Source organism: Pauljensenia sp. UMB0895, assembly GCF_030218905.1.
Lineage (GTDB): Bacteria > Actinomycetota > Actinomycetes > Actinomycetales > Actinomycetaceae > Pauljensenia > Pauljensenia turicensis_A.
The window spans coordinates 169,272-188,474 of the sequence record NZ_JASOQR010000013.1; the positions used below are offsets into that span (position 1 = coordinate 169,272).

At 57.9% G+C, this 19,203-nt stretch carries 15 protein-coding genes and 1 tRNA gene; 11 read left to right on the top strand and 5 right to left on the bottom strand.

Features of this window, described 5'->3' with window-relative positions:
- Positions 1-56: 56 nt before the first annotated feature.
- The 5 genes from QP503_RS06940 to QP503_RS06960 form a co-directional block, all read right to left on the bottom strand.
- Positions 57-1,700, bottom strand: a complete 1,644-nt coding sequence (locus tag QP503_RS06940) for a sensor histidine kinase (protein WP_006681649.1) — start codon at positions 1,698-1,700, stop codon at positions 57-59.
- A complete protein-coding gene (gene cydC / locus QP503_RS06945) occupies positions 1,700-3,457 on the bottom strand; it encodes a thiol reductant ABC exporter subunit CydC (protein WP_103633580.1) in 1,758 nt (585 codons plus the stop codon). Before cydC ends, QP503_RS06940 begins: the two co-directional genes overlap by 1 nt.
- 4 nt (positions 3,458-3,461) lie before the next feature.
- Complete coding sequence (gene cydD / locus QP503_RS06950) at positions 3,462-5,345, bottom strand: thiol reductant ABC exporter subunit CydD (protein WP_285069681.1); 1,884 nt, start codon at positions 5,343-5,345, stop codon at positions 3,462-3,464.
- Positions 5,346-5,533: 188 nt separating this feature from the next.
- Positions 5,534-6,655, bottom strand: a complete 1,122-nt coding sequence (gene cydB / locus QP503_RS06955) for a cytochrome d ubiquinol oxidase subunit II (RefSeq protein ID WP_103633582.1) — start codon at positions 6,653-6,655, stop codon at positions 5,534-5,536.
- A gap of 17 nt (positions 6,656-6,672) precedes the next feature.
- Positions 6,673-8,217: a cytochrome ubiquinol oxidase subunit I gene (locus QP503_RS06960; RefSeq protein WP_103633583.1), complete on the bottom strand. Its 1,545-nt coding sequence runs from the start codon at positions 8,215-8,217 to the stop codon at positions 6,673-6,675.
- Between the two features lie 531 nt (positions 8,218-8,748).
- Here QP503_RS06960 and QP503_RS06965 point away from each other — a divergent pair.
- From QP503_RS06965 to QP503_RS07015, 11 genes are all read left to right on the top strand, one after another.
- Complete coding sequence (locus tag QP503_RS06965) at positions 8,749-11,493, top strand: Rne/Rng family ribonuclease (RefSeq protein WP_103633584.1); 2,745 nt, start codon at positions 8,749-8,751, stop codon at positions 11,491-11,493.
- Between the two features lie 213 nt (positions 11,494-11,706).
- Complete coding sequence (gene rplU / locus QP503_RS06970; protein ID WP_006681643.1) at positions 11,707-12,015, top strand: 50S ribosomal protein L21; 309 nt, start codon at positions 11,707-11,709, stop codon at positions 12,013-12,015.
- Positions 12,016-12,048: 33 nt separating this feature from the next.
- Positions 12,049-12,309 carry a 50S ribosomal protein L27 gene (rpmA, locus tag QP503_RS06975; protein ID WP_006681642.1) on the top strand — a complete coding sequence of 87 codons (261 nt, stop codon included), beginning with the start codon at positions 12,049-12,051 and terminating at the stop codon, positions 12,307-12,309.
- Positions 12,310-12,417: 108 nt separating this feature from the next.
- Positions 12,418-13,938, top strand: a complete 1,521-nt coding sequence (gene obgE, locus QP503_RS06980; protein WP_006681641.1) for a GTPase ObgE — start codon at positions 12,418-12,420, stop codon at positions 13,936-13,938.
- Between the two features lie 29 nt (positions 13,939-13,967).
- A complete protein-coding gene (proB, locus tag QP503_RS06985) occupies positions 13,968-15,083 on the top strand; it encodes a glutamate 5-kinase (RefSeq protein WP_219811054.1) in 1,116 nt (371 codons plus the stop codon).
- A gap of 37 nt (positions 15,084-15,120) precedes the next feature.
- Entirely contained in the window at positions 15,121-16,404 is a 1,284-nt protein-coding gene (locus QP503_RS06990; RefSeq protein WP_103633585.1) for a glutamate-5-semialdehyde dehydrogenase, read from the top strand.
- Positions 16,401-17,093, top strand: coding sequence for a nicotinate-nucleotide adenylyltransferase (nadD, locus tag QP503_RS06995; RefSeq protein ID WP_103633586.1), 693 nt, complete (start codon positions 16,401-16,403; stop codon positions 17,091-17,093). Before QP503_RS06990 ends, nadD begins: the two co-directional genes overlap by 4 nt.
- 71 nt (positions 17,094-17,164) lie before the next feature.
- The gene (gene rsfS, locus QP503_RS07000; protein ID WP_103633587.1) at positions 17,165-17,704 is read left to right on the top strand and encodes a ribosome silencing factor; all 540 of its coding nucleotides are present in this window, start codon (positions 17,165-17,167) and stop codon (positions 17,702-17,704) included.
- Positions 17,705-17,706: 2 nt separating this feature from the next.
- Positions 17,707-18,510 (top strand): histidine phosphatase family protein, encoded by an 804-nt coding sequence (locus QP503_RS07005; RefSeq protein WP_103633588.1) that lies wholly within the window; start codon positions 17,707-17,709, stop codon positions 18,508-18,510.
- Between the two features lie 132 nt (positions 18,511-18,642).
- Positions 18,643-18,715, top strand: a tRNA-Ala gene (locus QP503_RS07010).
- A gap of 116 nt (positions 18,716-18,831) precedes the next feature.
- Positions 18,832-19,020 (top strand): hypothetical protein, encoded by a 189-nt coding sequence (locus QP503_RS07015; protein ID WP_103633589.1) that lies wholly within the window; start codon positions 18,832-18,834, stop codon positions 19,018-19,020.
- Positions 19,021-19,203 lie beyond the last annotated feature (183 nt).

Genomic DNA, 19,203 nt, shown 5'->3' on the forward strand with positions numbered 1-19,203 from the left:
CGAGGCCGGGGCGCAGTTCGTACGAACTGCGCCCCGGACCTGCATGAAGGTGGAACTTAGGCTAGCGGAGCGCGGAAGGTGATCCTGGCGCCGAGGCCTCCGATTCCGATTCCCTGTTCGAAGTTTCCACCACGGATTCGGGCGCGCTCGGACATGTTGGACAGGCCAGAGTTTCTGGTGTGGTTCGGGTCGATGCCTCGTCCGTCGTCGGCGATTGAAACGGTGACGTGCCCGTTTTCTCCCGTTCCCATGATGTCAACGGTCACCGAGCCCGCGGTGGCATGTGCATGGCGTGCGATATTGGATAGGCCTTCGCGCACGATGGCGACAATGTCATCTCCCAAGTCGGGGTCGATGCGATTGTCGATGGTTTCGATCATCAGCTGTTCGTCGTCTGCGACTTCGTTAATCGCGTGACCATCCAATGTGATCAACAGGGACGGGGCAAAACCAAGGAAGGAACGTGTCAGTGATGCTTCGCGTCGAATACGTTCCACCAGTGCCACTGATTTGTCGGGTTCACGTAGGTTGTGGACGATTGCTCGGATTTGGCGCACAGCCTCGTCGATGGAGGCCAGAGCACGGTCCAGTGTGGCAGTGATGGCCTCAGGATTCGGGTGTCCGCTTTCTACTTCCACCTTGGCGGCATCCAGTTGCATGCCGGTGGCGAACAGCTGTTGGATCGCGAAATCGTGCAGGTCGCGTCCGATACGATCTCGCTCGTCGAGCAGTGTGGCCACGTCTTCAGCGTGCTTGGCGGAGGCGAGCTCCAGTGCCAAGGCAGCTTGAGATGCGAGTGATTCAGCCAAAGACAATTCGGATAGATCAAATTCTGGCTGTCCGATGCGACGAAGCAGGATCAGAATGCCAGCGGAGTTACCTCGCGAACGGAGGGGCGCGTAGAGCGCCGGTCCGAAGGCCGCAAGCTGAGGAAGACGCATGGTTTGTGCCCGCGCCATGGAGTCGACGATCATGCCCGTTCCTTCGTGGAGCACGCTCATCGCGCGACCCTCGGGCGGGAAGACAACGCCGAGAAGAGTATCAGCCAGGTAGCCGTCAATGATTTCGGCAGCCCAGGTGTCACCAACGGAAGGCAGAACGATGATTGCCGTATCTGCACGTGAAACCTCTCGCACGGTCTGTGCGATCAGTTCAAGGGCTTCTTCTTCGTCGGTGCCTTCAAGCATCGTGGTTGTCAGCTGCTGGGAAGCGGAAATCCAGCGTTCCGTTCGACGCGAGTCCGCGTACAGGTGAGCGTTTTCCACTGCGACGCCCGCAGCGGGAGCAAGCATTGACAAAACATCGGCGTCAGAGGCTGTGAATCCGCCGTTCTTATCGGTCAGGAAGAGACGTCCATACACCTGCTCGTTGATCAGCACGGATACGCCCAGGAAACTGGTGATTGATGCCGGAGGAATGTCCTCGCATTCGCTCATGTCGTTGATCAGTAGGTGACCGGTAGCGGGGATCTGGCTGATCAGTTCTTCTGGCATTGAAGGCGAATGTGGCAGTGCTTCGCTGGTGTGTTCGATCAGCTGGGATGCTTCGCCCCATGTGTCAAGGACGATCAGGGCGCCGTATGGTGCGTGGGTGAGCTTGCATGCTTGGTCGACGAAGCTGGTCAGGGCCTTGCGCAGGTCGAGTGTGCTGGTGAGGTCAAGGGCGGCCTTCACCAGGGCATGTTCTGAACCCCATGGCATTAGTTTTCCTCTTCCTGGCCGACGGCCCAACGGTAGGCCTGAGATGTTTCAAGAAGGTCGGCGTGTGTGCCTCGTGCAATCAATTCTGCTTGGGTTCCTTCGCCGCCTGATCGTCCGAAGAACAGGATCTCGTCGGCGTTTTCGAGGGCGCTCAGGCGATGCGAGATGAGCAGGATGCCGCGCGTCGGATCCGAGAGTAGGTCGGAAATGAGCGCGTCAGCTGTCGACGCATCCAAGTGCTCGCCGGCCTCGTCAAGGAGTAGCAGGGGAGCGGGTGAAGCGAGGCCTCGTGCGATGAGCAGACGTCGACGTTCACCGCCGGACACTGTCGTGCCATCTGAACCGATCATGGTGTGGATCCCATCGGGCAGTGCTGCAAGCCAGCTGGCCAATCCAACGCGTTCAAGTAGAGCGATTGCACTGTCTTCGCTGAGCTCACCGTTGGCGACTCGCAGGTTTTCTAAGACGGATGCGGCGAAGATATGCGCGTCTTCGGTCGTGACATTGACGATCTTGGTGAGTTGTACGCGGTCGGCTTCCCACGCGTCCACGCCGTTCACCTGCGCAGATCCAGCCTTCGGCGGAATCATGCCAGACAAAGTCAGCGCGAGCGTCGTCTTACCGATACCCGACTCGCCCACGATCGCGATGGACTTGCCCGGGTGCAATTCCAGATCGATCGAATCGACGAGGCTGGGGCCGCTTGGCCATCCGATCGTCAGGTTCGTGGCGGTAAGTGACGGAACGTCAGTGTGCGGAACGGGGTGGGTAGCGACTTTGATGGATTCGCCGAGCATCTCGTCAATACGGACTGCCGCGGTCGCTGACTTGACCAGTTGAACGCCTGCAGGGGCTAGTTCAGCGGTTCCTTCAAACGAGGACAGGGGAGTGAGAACAAGGACTGCGAGAAGCAGGCCGGTAATCATGCCACCTGTTGTTTGAGGAATGCCGATCAGCAGTGCGGCAACAACGGCTGCTCCCATTGCTGCTCGGTCAATCCCGGAAGCGAGAGCAGCCATCCGCGCACTACGGTGTGAGGCTTCAACGAGCTTTTCTTCGGTCTCATCAATCGATGCTCTAAACGCCTCAAGTTCGCCGGACACCTGGAGTTCAGAGGTTCCCTCCATGACGGTCAGGATCTGCGTCGACAGGGCGGTGCGTGCGCGAAGCGTATCAATTTGAGCGATTCGTGCAGCGTGCATCGACAGTAGGGGGGCTCCGACCCCCGATACTAAAAGACAGAGCGCAACCAATAGCGCAGCGGGAACGGAAATGAGTCCAAGACCAATGACCGTACAGATTCCAACGATTACTGCCACGCAGGTGGGGAGCAGGGTCTTGACAACCAGATCGCCCAAATCATCCACGTCTGCGCCCGTACGAGCAAGCAGATCACCGCGCTTCATCGCGGTCAAGCGGTCGATGGGATTGTGTGCGAGGTGCTGATAGAGGTTCTGGCGCAGGGTGTCCATGCCACGCAAAGCAACGCGGTGGCTGGCCAAACGGCCCGCATATCTCAGGAGTGCGCGCGATACGCCGAATGTGCGTACGCCAACGGCAGCGACGGTCAGGAACAAAACCGGTGGGTGCTCTGATGCCCTAGCGATCAGCCAGGCAGCAGTCGCACCAAGGGCAATGGCAGCACCAAGAGCACCGGAGGCAAGCAGAACAGAGAAGACGAATGCTTTGATATCGACCTCGATGAGGGGGAAGACTCGTTTCAGAGCACGCTTTTCTTCGCGAGTAATGAACAGCATCAGTTCACCGCCTTTCCGGGTCGGTATCGGTCGCACTGACCGTCAAGATTCCTGGCAGATCAACATCGACGCTGGTCTGTGCCCAGTCATTGACCCCAAGTTGCGGATACTCTTCGATGTCTTGGATGGTAGCGGGTGCACTTTCAATCAAGATGACCAGATCGGCAATCGTCTTTAGCGCCTGGCGGTGTGCGATAACCAGAACCGTTTTCCCCTGTGCTTTAAGAGCTCGAATAGCCCGCGTGATCTCTTCTTCGCTGACAGCATCAAGATGCGCTGTCGGCTCGTCGAGGATCACCAGCGGTGAGTCATTCACCAGTGCGCGCGTCAGTGCAAGACGCTGACGCTGTCCAACTGACAAGCCAATGCCACCCACGCCAACCTTTGAATCCCACCCATCGGGCATCGCTTCAACAACGGTGTGGAAACCTGTTGCCTGCGCGGCTTCGACGAGGCTGCTTGTCACGGTTTTCAGCGCCATATTTTCAAGGAGCGTGCCGGGAAGGATCGTCGGAGCCTGAGGAACCCACGTGATTTGCGTCCACCATGAGTGTGCATCGCAGTCGCTGACGTCGCAGGGTGGCGTAGCCCCGTCAAGAGGAGCAAGGACAACGCGCCCCTTTGTCGGAGTCAGCAGGTTCAGAATCGTCAGAACAGTTGTTGACTTACCGGCCCCTGACGCACCTTCAAGAACGGTCAACTGTCCCGGCTGAATCGAAGCTGAAAGATTGTGAGGAGCCCACGTACCGCGAGCCGCCACGCTCAGATTTTCCAGCTCAATCGTGCATGATGAAATTGGGGGAGCTTGGCGCAAAGAAACAGGTGAAGTGCTGTCCCCATCCGCCCCTGAACTGGGGAAAGAAGTTGAAGTGGTGAGCGTGGCCTCGTTACTGGGGGAAGAAACGAGGGGTGAAACGATACGCGAAGCCTGCGGGCGCTCGGTCTCGATGATCTCGAAGGCGCTTTGTGCGGCGGTCACACCGTTCGCGGAAGCGTGGAATTGCGCGCCAACCTGACGAAGCGGTTCGAAGACTTCGGGGGCCAACATGATGACGGCGAGGCCGGTAAAGAGGGTGACGTTGCCGGCGACAAGGCGCATACCGACCTCGACGGCAACAAGAGCAACCGACAGGGTGGAAAGGAATTCAAGGGCTGCACCCGACAGGAACGCGACGCGCAGGGTTGCCATTGTGGTGCGCGTGTTTTCTTTGCCCAGGGCTTCAAGGTGTCCGCGAGGCCCATTCTCGCGACCCAGACTGCGCAGGGTAGGCAAGCCCGCCATGAGGTCAAGAAGCTGCGAGCCCAGACGCTCCATCGCGACTAGCTTCGCCTTCGACGAATCCTGAGTAAAACGACCGATCAACGCCATGAAAATTGGAATCAACGGAATGACGAAGAGCGCGATGACGCCCGACCATGCGTCCAAATAGAGCATGACAGCCAAAGCCAAAGGAGTTGCTGTCATCGTCAGGACAAGCTGAGGAAGGAACTTTACGAAGTACGGGCCCAGATCATCTAAGCCACGCGTCAAAAGCGTTGTCGTGTCGGCGCCGTGAACTGCGCGCCAGCGGGGACCGAGTTCTTCGGTCGCACGCAAAACCTCGCAGCGAAGATCTCGGATGGCACTGTCTGCAGCGCGCTGACCGAGTGAATCGCGCACCCCAACAAGCAACCCGCGAATAATGATCACGATCACCAGCGCAACAATGAAACCTGCAACGTCACCAAGACGAGCGTTGCCGGTGATCACAGGGGAGAGCGCTGCCGAGATCAGTAGGGACTGAGTGATGACGACGATAGCAATCAGCGTGCCGATGAGCCCCGTAATAATGATGGGCATTCGTGCAGAACGCGCGTATTTCAAAAGCCGTGGATCGAAAGGTCGCATTGAACTATTTTGCCGTAATTTCTAGGGGAAGCGGTAACTGAAAAACAGTGCGGACACGGCTGGAACGCGGGGTGAATCGAGGTGCGAAAGACCGGTATCCAGATGGTGGTGAATGTGGCACTGCAATCGTGGTGAAACACAACGGTGGCCCGGCACTGATGCACCGGGCCACCGAAGTGTTTTAAAGATCAGCCAGCAAGGAAGTTCTCACCAAGACGGATCTTGGAGGGAATCAAGCCAGGGTTCTGATCGACGTCGCCAACCGACACGCGCTTGCGGAAAGCCCAGTAGGACCATGCCGTGTAGATCAGGACGATCGGCGTGAAGATCAGAGCAACGATAGACATGACAACCAGGGTTGCCGGTGAGGACGATGCTTGGTCGATCAAAAGCGAGTACGCCGGATCGATCGAGGACTTCATGACGGCCGGAGCCATCGCCGAGAAGACCCAGGTGACGGTCGAAGCGATTGCGACAGCCATCAGGATGAAGGACAGGCCTTCGCGACGCAGTGCCTTCTGGCTGAATGCGGTCGAAGCAATGATCGCGAGTGCTGCGACGAGCAAGGGGATCCATGCCAGGACGTTAGCCGAGTAAGCGAACTGACCCCAGATCAGGAAGATTGCGGCAACGACGGTTGCTGCGATCGACAGGGGAGCTGCTAGGCCGTTTGCGCGCTCACGCACATCGCCTTCGGTCTTGAGCGCCAGGAACTGTGCACCGACTGCCATGCAGACGGCCAGGATTGCGACGCCACCGAGGATGGTGAACGGGGTGAGCAGTGAGAAGAAGCCACCGGTCAGCTGGTGCGTTGCGGTTGCAAGCGACTGAGTGACCATATCGGGTGTGACAACAGCGCCGGTCATCTCATCGACGACCTCGATCTTCATGCCCTGAACGAGGTTTGCGAATGCAACACCGAACAGAACGGGAACCAGGACAGCGGTCACGGTGTGGATGGTGTCCCACGTGCTACGCCACTTTGCCGTTGCGATCTTTGCGCGCCACTCAAGAGCGGAGATGCGCAGGATCAGGCAGAAGAGGATGAGGAACAGAGCAAGGTACATGCCCGAGAACATCGTGGCGTACCACTCTGGGAATGCTGCAAAGGTAGCGCCACCGGCGGTGAGCAGCCAGACCTCGTTGCCGTCCCAGTGGGGGCCAATGGTGCGCAGCATCTGCGTGCGTTCTTCGTCGTTCTTGCCGATAACTTTCAGCAGGATGCCAACGCCGAAGTCAAAGCCTTCGAGGAACAGGTAGCCGGTCCAAAGAACGGCGATGAGGATGAACCAGAGGATTGAAAGTGTCATTGCAGTTTCGCCGCCTCTCAGTATCCGAAGGACAGGTCGCCGGCGGGAGTGTCGGTTTCTGTCTTCTTAGCGGTGTGGATGCCCTCGCGCACGTAGCGACGCATGAGCAGGAACCAGATAACGCCCAGCAGAGCGTAGAGCAGCGTGAAGCCGATCATGGTTGCAAGAACCTGTCCGGCGGGAACTGCCGTTGAAATACCGGTGTCGGTCATCAGCATGACGGAACCGACCGGATCGCCGTTCGAAAGACCTGCGATGTTCGGGACGACAACCCACGGCTGACGACCGATTTCGGTGAAGATCCAACCGAAGGATGCTGCCAGGAACGGCAGAGTCAGGTTGATCAGTGCCATCGTCGACAGTGACTTCGAACCGGGGACGTTGCCCTTGCGGGTAGCCCAGAGGCCCCAGAGTGCGAAGAGCAGGGAGAGTATGCCAAGGCCGATCATGAGGCGGAACGACCAGAAGGTTGCCATCTGCGGGGGAACGAAGTTGTACTGAGCTGCATCGCCGTACTTGGCGGTGAAGTCAGCGTTCGAGTTCAGCAGTTCGACCATGCGCGCCTGCTCGTCAGCGACACCTGCGGAGGTTGCGCTGAAGTCATTGTGCGACATGAAGGAAGCAACGCCGGGGACCTCAATGAACTTGGTGGGTGCTTCGCCGGAGGAATCTAGTGGGCAAGAACCGAACTGGGCGACGGTGAAGGCAGCGCCATCGGTGTCGACGCAGATGCCTTCGGCGACTGCCATCTTCATCGGCTGAAGCTTGACCAGTTCCTGGCCCTGGAAGTGGCCGGTGCCCATGACGCCGAGAGCGCCGACAAGCATGGCGATCAGGCCGAAGCGTGCAACGGGATGCCAGACGTTCTTTGCCTGGCTGGTTGCTTCTTCGCTTCCTTCGCGCTGTGCGCGAACCATCCACCAGATGGAGATGCCGGCAACTAAAGAGCCTGCGGCAAGCCATGCGGTGGTGATGACGTGGGTGTATTCCCAGATGAGCGCCGGGTTTGTGAGGAGCTTGAAGAAGCTCATGGAACCGTCGAGGACTGCGCGTCCAGCTTCGGGGTCGTACTTTGCGCCGACCGGGTGCTGCATCCAGGAGTTTGCGCCGAGGATCCATGCGGCTGAAACGGCGGTGCCGATGGCGACCAGCCAGATTGTAGCCAGGTGCATGCCCTTCTTCAGACGACCGAAACCGAAGATCCAGAGGCCCAGGAAGGTGGATTCCATGAAGAATGCAAGGAGTGCTTCGACTGCGAGCGGTGCACCGAAGATGTCACCGACGTAGCGGGAGTATTCTGACCAGTTCATACCGAACTGGAATTCCTGGACGATACCGGTGGAAACGCCCAGTGCGAAAGAGATGATTAGGAGCTTGCCGAAGAAGCGGGTGGCGTGGAGCCATTCCTGCTTTCCGGTCTTGTGCCAGAACGTCTGCATAAGTGCGACAAGGAGTGCCAGTCCAATGTTCAGTGGAACCAGCACGAAGTGGTAGACGGTAGTGATACCGAACTGCCACCTGCCGAGCATGACAGAGTCGAGCGCTGCCTGCGCGAGGGTCATTGTGCTCGCCTTCCCTCAAATAGTTCGTTGATGGATGGTGCGCGTAGTGACTTTGGGCCCAACAAGCGGGACTATCGTCACGTGCTTACCTGTCAATTTAGCCCATGATTATTCTCTTTTGAGTTGATTTTTGTGAAAAAGGCCGTTATCTGACAGACCCGATACTTTCGTCATTATTTGGGCTGTTTTTTGGCTCGAAAGTCCCGTCTTGCCAGTTTTCAGATGGTGCTTCGGCAATGTTCAAGTGGGTATTTAGCTCACAGTTGGTTTTATAAATTTACGAGGACGAGACGCGTCGTATATATGCGCCGTATATAACTGTGCCCCTTTAAACGGCTCGGGTAAAAATGTGGCAAACTTGAGTGTGTATCGGACATTGCGGACACACCTTCGCAATGAGATAAACGTCGAAGACGCCTCATGCGCCGACGTTTCGACCGCGATTAGCGGTAACCGTCAGGATTTCCGTCCCTAGAGGGCGAGGCCGAGGGCTGGCCCGGTGTGGGACCGTGCCCTCACAAATGGAGAATTGTGACCACTGAGAATGCCTCTTCGGCACCTTCAGCGCCTGCAGCGTCATTGCTGTTCCAGCAGCCTGCGTTCCAGGCTCCCGTTTTTCACGCACCTGTCGAGCAACCCGCCCCGGCTCGTTCGTCGCGCTCGCAGTCTCGTTCAAACGACGAGGCCCCTGCGGAAACCCCCACGCGTGAAAAGCGTTCTCGTAAGACTCGTAAGACCGCAAAGGCTGATGCCGATACCGGTGAAGCCCAGGTTGAAGAGGCAACTGATTCTGCAGAAGCCTCTCAAGCTCCTGATACGAAACGCGCGCGTCGTCGTACCAAGTCGAATGACACGGTTCAGACAGATGCGGACAAAGGTGAAGAGGCCCAGGCAGAAGACGCTGCATCGTCGGATGCTACGCAGTTAGAAGACGATGGGGAAGAGACCTCAACGCGCCGTCGTCGCCGTCGTCGCACACGTTCCACCGCATCCGACGATGGTGACGTTAACGACCAGGTGAAGGCTCTCAAGGGGTCGACTCGTCTGGAAGCGAAGAAGCAGCGTCGCAAGGAAGGCCGTCGTGAAGGTCGCCGTCGCCACGGTATTACTGAGTCGGAGTTCCTGGCTCGTCGCGAGTCCGTGAATCGTCAGATGGTGATCCGAGATCATGATGGTCTGGATCAGATCGCGATCCTCGAAGATGATCTGCTGGTGGAGCACTACGTTGCTCGTCGCACCCAGAAGTCGATGGTCGGCAACATCTACCTCGGTCGCGTGCAGAATGTGTTGCCCTCGATGGAAGCCGCATTCGTTGATATTGGCCGTGGTCGTAACGCCGTCCTCTATGCCGGTGAAGTGAACTGGGATGCCGTTGGCCTTGAGGGCAAGCCGCGTCGCATCGAGTCTGCTCTGAAGTCGGGTGACCCGGTTTTGGTCCAAGTGACCAAGGATCCGATCGGCCATAAGGGCGCGCGTCTGACCAGTCAGATCACGCTGGCGGGACGTTACCTGGTGCTGATCCCGAACGGCTCCATGATGGGTATCTCGCGCAAGTTGCCCGATCGTGAGCGCACCCGTCTGAAGAAGATCTTGAAGCAGGTTGTTCCCACCGGTTCGGGCGTCATCGTACGTACCGCAGCTGAAGGTGCAACCGAAGAACAGATTCGTGACGATGTCGCACGCTTGAGCGCGCAGTGGGCGTCAATCGAAGAACAGCAGAAGAATACGAAGACCGCTCCGACGCTGTTGCGTGGCGAACCCGAGCTTGCTGTCCGCGTTGTCCGCGATATCTTCAACGAAGACTTCTCTAAGCTTGTGATTGAAGGAAATGAAACCTTCGAAACCGTCAAGTCTTACGTGGATGAACTTTCACCGGAACTGTCTGACCGCGTCGAAAAGTGGGTGGGCACCGATAACGTGTTTGCTGCTCACCGCATTGACGAGCAACTGTCGAAGGGTATGGACCGCAAGGTCTGGTTGCCGTCGGGAGGCACGCTCATCATTGATCGTACGGAAGCGATGACGGTCATTGACGTCAACACCGGTAAGTTCATTGGCGCCGGTGGCACGCTGGAAGAAACCGTGACGCACAACAACCTTGAGGCTGCCGAAGAGATCGTTCGTCAGCTGCGTCTACGTGATATCGGTGGCATCATCATCGTCGACTTCGTTGACATGGTGCTCGAATCCAACCGCGATCTGGTTCTCCGCCGTCTGGTCGAGTGCTTGGGTCGTGATCGCACGCGTCACCAGGTCACAGAGATTACTTCTCTCGGTTTGGTGCAGATGACGCGTAAGCGCGTGGGTGAGGGTCTCGTCGAAGCTTTCTCAACCCCGTGTGAAGCGTGTGAAGGCCGTGGCTTCATCGTTCACGAACATCCGGTTGAGCTCTCGGGCTCGCAGTACCACACAGGGTCCGCTCCGAAGTCGAATAAGCGCAAGAAGGCTGAGCGCATCGAAGACTCCGCCGAGCATGAAAAGGCCAAGCAGGCCCTGTCCGCCATCGCCGCTGCATCGCGCAAGTCTGACGAATCCGAAGCGCCTGCCTCCGCTGATTCTCCGGTCAACGAGGCCGCCTCCGCGGGTGAGAAATCTGCTCCCGAATCAAAGGGCGCTAAGGGACGCAAGCGTGTGCACGAAAAGGCCGGTTCGACCGTCGCTGACTCTGTTTCACCTGCTGTTGAAACGGGAAAAAGTGAACAGGAACAGCCTGTGAAGAAGCGTCGTCCGCGTCGCGCAGTCCGCGTGTCGTCAGAAGAAACACTCTCCTCTTCGACTGAGGCTGAAAAGAGCGAATCGAAAGCTGATGCCACCGCTCAGGTCACACCGGTTGAGTCCGGTTCCGCGGGCCAGACAGACAATAAGTCTGAAAAGACTGCGCGGCCTCGTCACCGTCGTAGGGCAGTCTTGATGGATTCTGCCCAGCCGGATGTGAGCGAGCCCGTAGCACATGCTGCGCCGGCGAACGAGCCTGAAGCTCAGAAGGCAAGCGGGTCCAAGACTCGCGCGCGATCGGCGTCGGCTCACTTAGCACCGTCCGCATCTACGCCTCGAAAGACGCGCAGGCGTGTTGTCACCACACCAAGCGTTGAACCGGAAAAGACGGCTCCCGCTCTGGTGTTGGACTTGCCCGCTAGGGTAGAGGCTCGCGCAACAGTGGTTGCACCCACGATGACAACGGATGCGTTGGCTTTACCTGAAGCCTCCACGTCTAGCGCTTCCAAGCCGAAGCGTCGTCGTCGCGTCGCCACCCAAAGCGGCGACGAGACTGCCTGATTTATCTAAACTAGGGTGACTCGGCGTGTCGCCAAAAGTTGCAGGGTGTGGAATCGCACAGCGTAAAACCCCTGTTTTTGGCTCATCCAAGTTGCCCTCAGATAGGCAAATCAGCTAAATTTGATCGTCGGCGCGACCAGCGCCAGCGGGATAAATATTGAAACGCTGTTCAAGCGAATCCCGTTCCGTATATCTAGAAGAGATGAGCTACACGTGGTCTACGCGATCGTCAAGGCCGGCGGCCGTCAGGAGAAGGTCTCCGTCGGTGACGTCGTCGTCGTCGACAAGGTTTCCGAAGAAATCGGTTCCAGCATCGAGCTTCAGCCGCTGATGCTGGTTGATGGCGATGCCATCACCGTCGATGCTGCCAAGCTTGGCAAGGTCACCGTCAAAGCAGAAATTGTGGACGCAACTAAGGGTCCGAAGATTTCCATCATCAAGTACAAGAATAAGTCGGGCTACCGTAAGCGCCAGGGACACCGTCAGAAGCTGTCGGTTGTCAAGATCACTGAGATCGCCTGACCTGAGACCGATTCGAGCAGAAAGTAGTTTCTGATGGCACATAAGAAGGGCCTTGGTTCCTCCCGTAACGGCCGCGACTCGAACGCTCAGCGACTGGGCGTTAAGCGCTACGGCGGTCAGCTTGTGAACGCAGGCGAGATTATCGTTCGCCAGCGTGGCACTCACTTCCATCCGGGCGACGGCGTTGGTCGTGGCAAGGATGACACCCTCTTCGCCCTGCGTGCAGGCGCCGTTGAATTCGGTGTGAAGCGCGACCGTAAGGTTGTCAACGTCGTTGAGCCGGTCTCTGCCTGAGACCGATCGCTTGAAGGGGGCGTCCGGCACATGCCGGGCGCCCTTTTCACATAGCTTTGATGTGCAGAGGTTTGTGCACAGATCCTCGGATCGCTTTAAGGAGACGAAATGGCAGACTTCATTGATCGCGTGACAATCCATGCTGCTGGTGGCAATGGCGGTAACGGTGTTGCCTCGATTAAGCGTGAGAAGTTCAAGCCTCTCGCTGGCCCAGATGGCGGCGACGGCGGCAATGGCGGTTCCGTCATCCTCGAAGTTGATCCGCAGGTGACGACGCTCCTGACATATCACCGTGGTCCACACCAGAAGGCGAGCAACGGTACGCCCGGCATGGGTGACTTCCGTCAGGGTAAGAACGGCGAAGACATTATTCTTCCCGTTCCCGACGGCACGGTTGTGAAGTCCCCGTCCGGTGAGTTGCTTGCTGACCTCACTGGTGCAGGCGAGCGTTTCATTGTTGCTGAAGGTGGCCGAGGTGGCCTAGGTAATGCTGCGCTTGCTTCGAAGGCGCGTAAGGCTCCTGGCTTTGCTCTGCTGGGGGAGCCCGGCGAAGAACGCGATGTTGTGCTTGAACTGAAGTCGGTCGCAGACGTTGCTTTGGTCGGTTTCCCGTCGGCTGGTAAGTCGTCGATTATCGCTGCGATGTCGTCTGCCCGCCCGAAGATTGCGGACTACCCGTTCACTACGCTGATCCCGAACCTTGGTGTTGTGCAGGCTGGCGATGAACGCTACACGATTGCTGACGTTCCCGGTCTGATTCCTGGCGCTTCTTCCGGTAAGGGCCTCGGCCTTGACTTCCTGCGCCACATTGAACGCTGTGGTGTGATTGTGCACGTGCTGGACACCGCCGCCTACGAATCCGAGCGCGAACCCCTGTCTGACCTGAAGACAATTGAAGCTGAACTGGCCGCCTATCAGGGCGATCTTGGCCAGATTGAAGGCTACGTTCCACTGATGGAACGCCCGCGTGTCATCGTCCTCAATAAGGTCGATGTGCCGGACGGTCGCGACTTGGCAGAGATTACGCGCCCCGAACTCGAGCAGTTCGGCTGGCCGATCCACGAGGTTTCTGCCGTCACGCACGAGGGCTTGAAGGAACTGTCCTTCACGCTGGCCGCCCTGGTGAAGAAGCACCGCGAATCCCTGCCTGAACGCGAAGCGCGACCGGTTATTCGTCCGAAGGCTGTCGGGTCGCGTGACACCGTCACTGTTGGACGCGTCCAGATGGATGGTGAAGAGGTCTTCCAAGTTCGTGGTGATAAGCCTGAACGCTGGGTTCGCCAGACTGACTTTGCGAATGACGAGGCGATCGGCTACTTGGCTGACCGTCTTGCTGCCGCAGGCGTTGAAGACCAGTTGATGAAGGCCGGTGCCTTCGCCGGAGATACCGTCGTCATTGGTCCGCTGGATACCGGCATTGTCTTCGATTGGGAACCGACGCTTACCACCGGTCCGGAACTGCTGGGACAGCGTGGCACTGACGTGCGTATTAACCAGTCGGCTCGCCCGACGCGTAAGCAGAAGCGCGAGATCCACCATCAGGTGATGGACGCGAAGACTGCGGCGCGTGAAGAACTATGGACCGAACGCCAGAAGGGCGTGTGGACCGACCCACATAGCGAAAACTGAACCACTTATCCCTAAGGCAAGGACTCGAAGTGACTCCTTCGTGTGACGGCCGTATCAACGATGCGAACCGTATTGTCGTCAAAATTGGATCCTCGTCGCTGAGCCGCGATGATGGTGGCCTGGATCTGAACCGTATTGATTCCGTAGCGCGCTTGGTCTCGAAGTGGAAGACGCCGGGTAAAGAGATCATTATTGTCTCTTCCGGTGCGGTTGCAGCGGGTCTGGATCCGCTGGGCTTCAATTCGCGTCCGCGCGATCTGGCAAGCGTTCAGGCTGCTGCCGCGATGGGGCAGGGGCTCCTGGTTGCTCGCTGGACGGCAGCATTTCAGGCGCACCACCTTGATGTCGCTCAGTTGCTGCTCACCACTGAAGACGTCATGCGTCGCGAACACTACACGAACGTGCGTTCTGCGCTTGATCGCCTGCTCAGCTGTGGCGTTGTTCCGATTATTAACGAGAATGATGCGGTCACTACTCGCGAGCTTCGCTTTGGCGACAATGACCGTCTGGCCTCGTATGTGGCGCAGATGGTTGCAGCCGACGCGCTGATCCTGCTGACCGATGTTGATGGGCTGTATACCGCGCCTCCCAGCCATCCGGGTTCGCAGCTCATTCGCGAGGTTCATTCGACCGACGACCTACATGCTGTCTTGGTGACGGGCTCGGGATCAAAGGTGGGCACCGGAGGCATGGTGACGAAGGTTCAGGCTGCGACGATGGCTGCGACCTCCGGCATTGGGGTGGTCTTGACTAGCGCGGATGAACTGGGGACTGCACTGTCGGGGAGCGCGACGGGTACATGGTTCGCTCCTTCATCGGTTCGTCCGGCATCGCGTCGCCTCTGGATTGCTCATGTTGCTCATTCTCGTGGCGAAATCATCGTCGACGAGGGGGCGGGTCGTGCAATCACCGCAGGCAAGAAGTCTTTGCTGGCTGCCGGCGTTGTTCGCATCATCGGACACTTTGATTTAGGCGATGTTGTAGATATTGCTGGCCCAGCTGGCCTGTTGGCGCGAGGCATCGTCTCCTACGACTCCGATGAGGTCGCACATATGGCGGGCTTGTCTGCTGAAGATCTGCGTCTTTCGGGTTGGGAGCATCCGCGCCCGATCGTGCATCGCGACGACTTGGCACCGCTGGTCTAGTACTGCTCAGCGCTCCAACCTGTGGGAAAATGGGGACATGACTGACCAGATTCCTGATATTTTAGATCTGACTACGGTTGCGCGCACGGCCTCCTTGTCGCTCGCCGTGGCGACAGCTGGTGTGAAGAATCGCGCGCTGGAAGCAATTGCGATTGCCCTTGAAGAACGGTCCCGCGAAATCTTGTCTGCGAACCAGCTGGATTTACTGCGAGGTCGCGAAAACGACATGTCCGCTGGGCTCTTGGATCGTTTGGCGTTGGACCAGTCGCGTATCGCGTCAATTGCTGATTCTGTTCGCGAGGTCGCCAGCTTGCCGGATCCGGTCGGCCAGATCCTCCGTGGAACCGTGAATGAGCTGGGTCTTCGTATCCGTCAGGTGCGCGTGCCTATGGGCGTTGTCGCAGTGATTTACGAAGCTCGTCCGAATGTGACGATTGATGCGACAGTGCTTGGCCTGAAGTCCGGTAACGCGGTTATTCTGCGCGGTGGTAGCGCGGCGTTTAACTCGAATCAGGCGATCATCACCGTGATGCGTGATGCTCTTGAAAGCGTTGATCTGCCCGCTGATTTAGTTCAGACGGTTGACCATCTGGGACGTCCTGGTGTGACGGCTTTGATGCGTGCTCGTGGTGGCATCGATGTGCTGATTCCTCGCGGTGGTGCGGGCTTGATCCAAGCTGTCGTCGAAAACTCGATTGTCCCTGTTATCGAAACAGGCACGGGTAACTGTCACGTTTACGTTGATGAGGGCGCAGACCTGGAAGCTGCTGAACGCATCATTATGAATGCGAAGACTCAGCGTGTGGGTGTCTGCAATGCAGCTGAGACTCTCCTTGTGCACGAAGCCGAAGCCGAGCGTTTCCTGCTGTCAGCGCTGACTCGTTTGGCAACAGCTGGCGTTACTCTGCACTTGGATCCTGCTTCTGCCCAGATTGCTCGTCAGACCCCGTCGATTGACTCCGATATGTGGGTTGAGGCAACCGAAGAAGACTGGGCAACCGAATACCTGTCGATGGATTTGGCTGTGCGGGTTGTCCCCTCGATTGATGAGGCCATCGCCCATATTCGTCGCTACTCAACCGGTCACACTGAAGCGATCTGCACCCGTTCCCTTCAATCCGCGAACCGTTTTCAGACTGAGATTGATTCGGCTGCCATTGCGGTTAACGCGTCGACCCGTTTCACCGACGGTGGCCAGGTTGGATTGGGCGCAGAGATCGGTATCTCGACTCAGAAGCTTCATGCTCGGGGTCCGATGGGCTTGGCTGAACTGACGACAACGCGGTGGATTATTGAAGGCGATGGGACGGTTCGTCCATGAGCGACCAGACTTGCGCGCAGGCCAGTAGCGTCGATGGTGTCGAGGCGCCCGATGATGCTCTGACCACCAGTGCAGCTAAAGAGTTTTCAGCCGGTCGGCCTCGTCGATCCATCGGGATCATGGGTGGAACTTTCGACCCCATTCACCACGGCCACCTTGTCGCGGCGTCGGAAGTGATGGAAGTCTTCCAACTTGACCAGGTTGTGTTCGTCCCCGCGGCGATGCAACCGTTCAAGGCCGGGCGCAAGGTGACCAGCGCCGAACACCGCTATCTGATGACGGTTGTTGCCACGGCATCGAACCCGCGTTTTACCGTGTCTCGTGTCGATATTGACCGTGGTGGGACAACGTACACGATCGATACGCTGACCGATCTTGCGGCGCAATACCCGGAGGATACGGACTTCTACTTCATTACGGGCGCAGATGCTCTGGAACAGATCGCCCAGTGGAAGGACGCGGATAAACTGTTCGAAATGGCGCATTTCGTCGGCGTTACTCGTCCAGGACATCAATTGGATGCGTCGGGTTTGCCTAGTAATTCGGTGTCGTTGGTGGAGGTCCCAGCAATGGCGATCTCGTCAACGGACTGCCGTAAGCGCGTTGAAGGTGGGCATCCGGTCTGGTATTTAGTGCCCGACGGTGTTGTCCAGTACATCAAGAAATACGACCTGTACACGGATCAGTGACGGGCATAGAATCCGCCGATTGTCGGCGTGAAGCATCCGCCGATTGTTGGCGTGAAGAGAGGGAAAACCACGTGAGTGAAGCGCAAAAGGATCTGCGGGACGTCATCGTAGAGGCAGCGATCGACAAGTTGGCGACGGATCCGGTGGCGGTGGACGTGGGGAATCGTCTGGCGTTGGCTGAGTCATTTCTGATTTTTTCTGCTCCTACGGATCGTCAGGTGCGCGCGATCGCTGAAGAAATCATGGATCAGACGGCGAAGCAGCTGGGTGTGAAGCCCGATCGCATCGAGGGGCGTACAGGTGGCACGTGGGTACTGATCGACTACGGTGAGCTGATCTGCCACGTTCTGACCGATGAACAGCGCGAGTTCTACGCTCTGGAAAAGCTCTGGGCAGACGGTAAGGTGACGCACCTTGCTCCCGAGGGAGAGGCCGCACGCGTTGCCGGTTTTGTTGTGGCGCCGGGCACGGTGGGTGCTGGGGTCGGTACTCCGATGTCGGCGGCTGAGGTTGTTGCGTCGATGGGTGATGCACGAGGCATGGACTTAGCGTCAGCGATTGCATCAGGCGCGATGGATTTAGCCGCCGATTCTGACGCTGAGGAAGACTGATCATGACCGAGCCTGCTACTTCTTCACCCGCTACTGTCACCGCACCTGCCAGCGACACTAACTTTGCTGTTGAGACACACGATGACGGCGCGAATCGTATTGTGTTCGTGCGTCACGGACAGACGGACTATAACGTTGAGCGGCGTTTCCAGGGCGTGATTGATCGTCCGTTGAATACTTGTGGTCGTAAGCAGGCTGAGCGCGCTGGCGAGGTTCTAGCGAAGCGTGTCCTGTCACGGAGTGCTCAGGTTGGTGTGAGTGTTGCTTCCCAGACCTCGAATAAGGTTGTGATTGTTTGTTCGCCTCTGTCGCGGGCCTCGGAAACTGCTGAGCTGCTGGCTGGAGTGTTTCGTGCCCAGGGCGGCGATGTTGAAGGACCGATCGTGGATGAGCGCCTGATTGAGCGCAACTACGGCCTGTTTGAGGGACTAACCCTGCCGGAGGCTCGCGAAAAATATCCGGATTTGGTGGATGCGTGGCGTCAGACGGGCGAGAGTGGCGAGGCGTCAATTGAGCCATCGGATGTTGTGGGGGCGCGCGTGCGGGATGCTACTTTTGAGGCGGCTCGCCAGGCTCCTTCGGATGCGACTGTCATTGTGGTTGCTCACGGTGCAGCAATTTTGCGCGGTCTGATTACCTGCATGGGCTTGAACCCGCTTGAATTTGATGCGATGCGTGGCTTGGATAATTGTCACTGGTCAGAGCTTGTTCGCGTGGGTGGGGGAGGTTCCGGTGCGTCGGGTGCTCCGTCTTTCCGTTTGGCTGCGCACAATATTGGATACCGCGAGGATCTGTTGGGCGCGTAAGCATCGCGCATCTGCTTGTCGCGTGGATCCTGTGATCGCGGCTGATGTGATGGCCTGCACGGGGTTTCGATTTTACGAACCGGCTGGCGTTCCGTTATGCTTAACGGGTCGCAAGCGCGATGAACTGAATACGGGGCTATGGCGCAGTTGGTAGCGCGCTTCCATGGCATGGAAGAGGTCAGGGGTTCGAATCCCCTTAGCTCCACCTGAGGGGGAAGTGTCGAACTCTCGCTTTCGAGCGTAGGTTCGCACTTCCCCCGCTCTGTGTCCGCTGGACAGCGCTTCTTCTAGGTCCTCGAACTCGATGGGTGCCGTGCTGTCGTGGAAGTACGAGGCGATGACGATCTGCTCGCGACCGATGAACACCTTGTCCACGAAGTACTCGAAAAGCTGGTCGCGGGTCTCGGGCGTGTCGATCGTGGCCTGGGCGAAGCGCTCGTAGAACGAGCTAATGGAAGCTTCATCCTCAAAGAGAGGGCGGTTTTGACGTTTTCTGTTTGGATGGCTTGATTGAGATCGCGTTTTTGTTCTTCCAGTGCACGCATGGCTTCGGCAGTGGTGTCATTGAAGATGCCTTGGGATATTGCTTTGACGAAGTTGGCGAGTTGGATTTCTACATCTTAGTGGCGGGTTTCTAGGGCTTTGAGGACTTCATTTCCTTGGCCGTGTCCTTTCCTGTAATGGTCTGCCATG

Coding starts and splice junctions, on each gene's coding strand:
- QP503_RS06940 (WP_006681649.1), bottom strand. CDS start 1,700: ATGCCATGGGGTTCAGAACATGCCCTGGTGAAGGCCGCCCTTGACCTC.
- cydC (WP_103633580.1), bottom strand. CDS start 3,457: ATGCTGTTCATTACTCGCGAAGAAAAGCGTGCTCTGAAACGAGTCTTC.
- cydD (WP_285069681.1), bottom strand. CDS start 5,345: ATGCGACCTTTCGATCCACGGCTTTTGAAATACGCGCGTTCTGCACGA.
- cydB (WP_103633582.1), bottom strand. CDS start 6,655: ATGACACTTTCAATCCTCTGGTTCATCCTCATCGCCGTTCTTTGGACC.
- QP503_RS06960 (WP_103633583.1), bottom strand. CDS start 8,217: ATGACCCTCGCGCAGGCAGCGCTCGACTCTGTCATGCTCGGCAGGTGG.
- rpmA (WP_006681642.1), top strand. CDS start 12,049: ATGGCACATAAGAAGGGCCTTGGTTCCTCCCGTAACGGCCGCGACTCG.
- obgE (WP_006681641.1), top strand. CDS start 12,418: ATGGCAGACTTCATTGATCGCGTGACAATCCATGCTGCTGGTGGCAAT.
- QP503_RS06990 (WP_103633585.1), top strand. CDS start 15,121: ATGACTGACCAGATTCCTGATATTTTAGATCTGACTACGGTTGCGCGC.
- nadD (WP_103633586.1), top strand. CDS start 16,401: ATGAGCGACCAGACTTGCGCGCAGGCCAGTAGCGTCGATGGTGTCGAG.
- QP503_RS07005 (WP_103633588.1), top strand. CDS start 17,707: ATGACCGAGCCTGCTACTTCTTCACCCGCTACTGTCACCGCACCTGCC.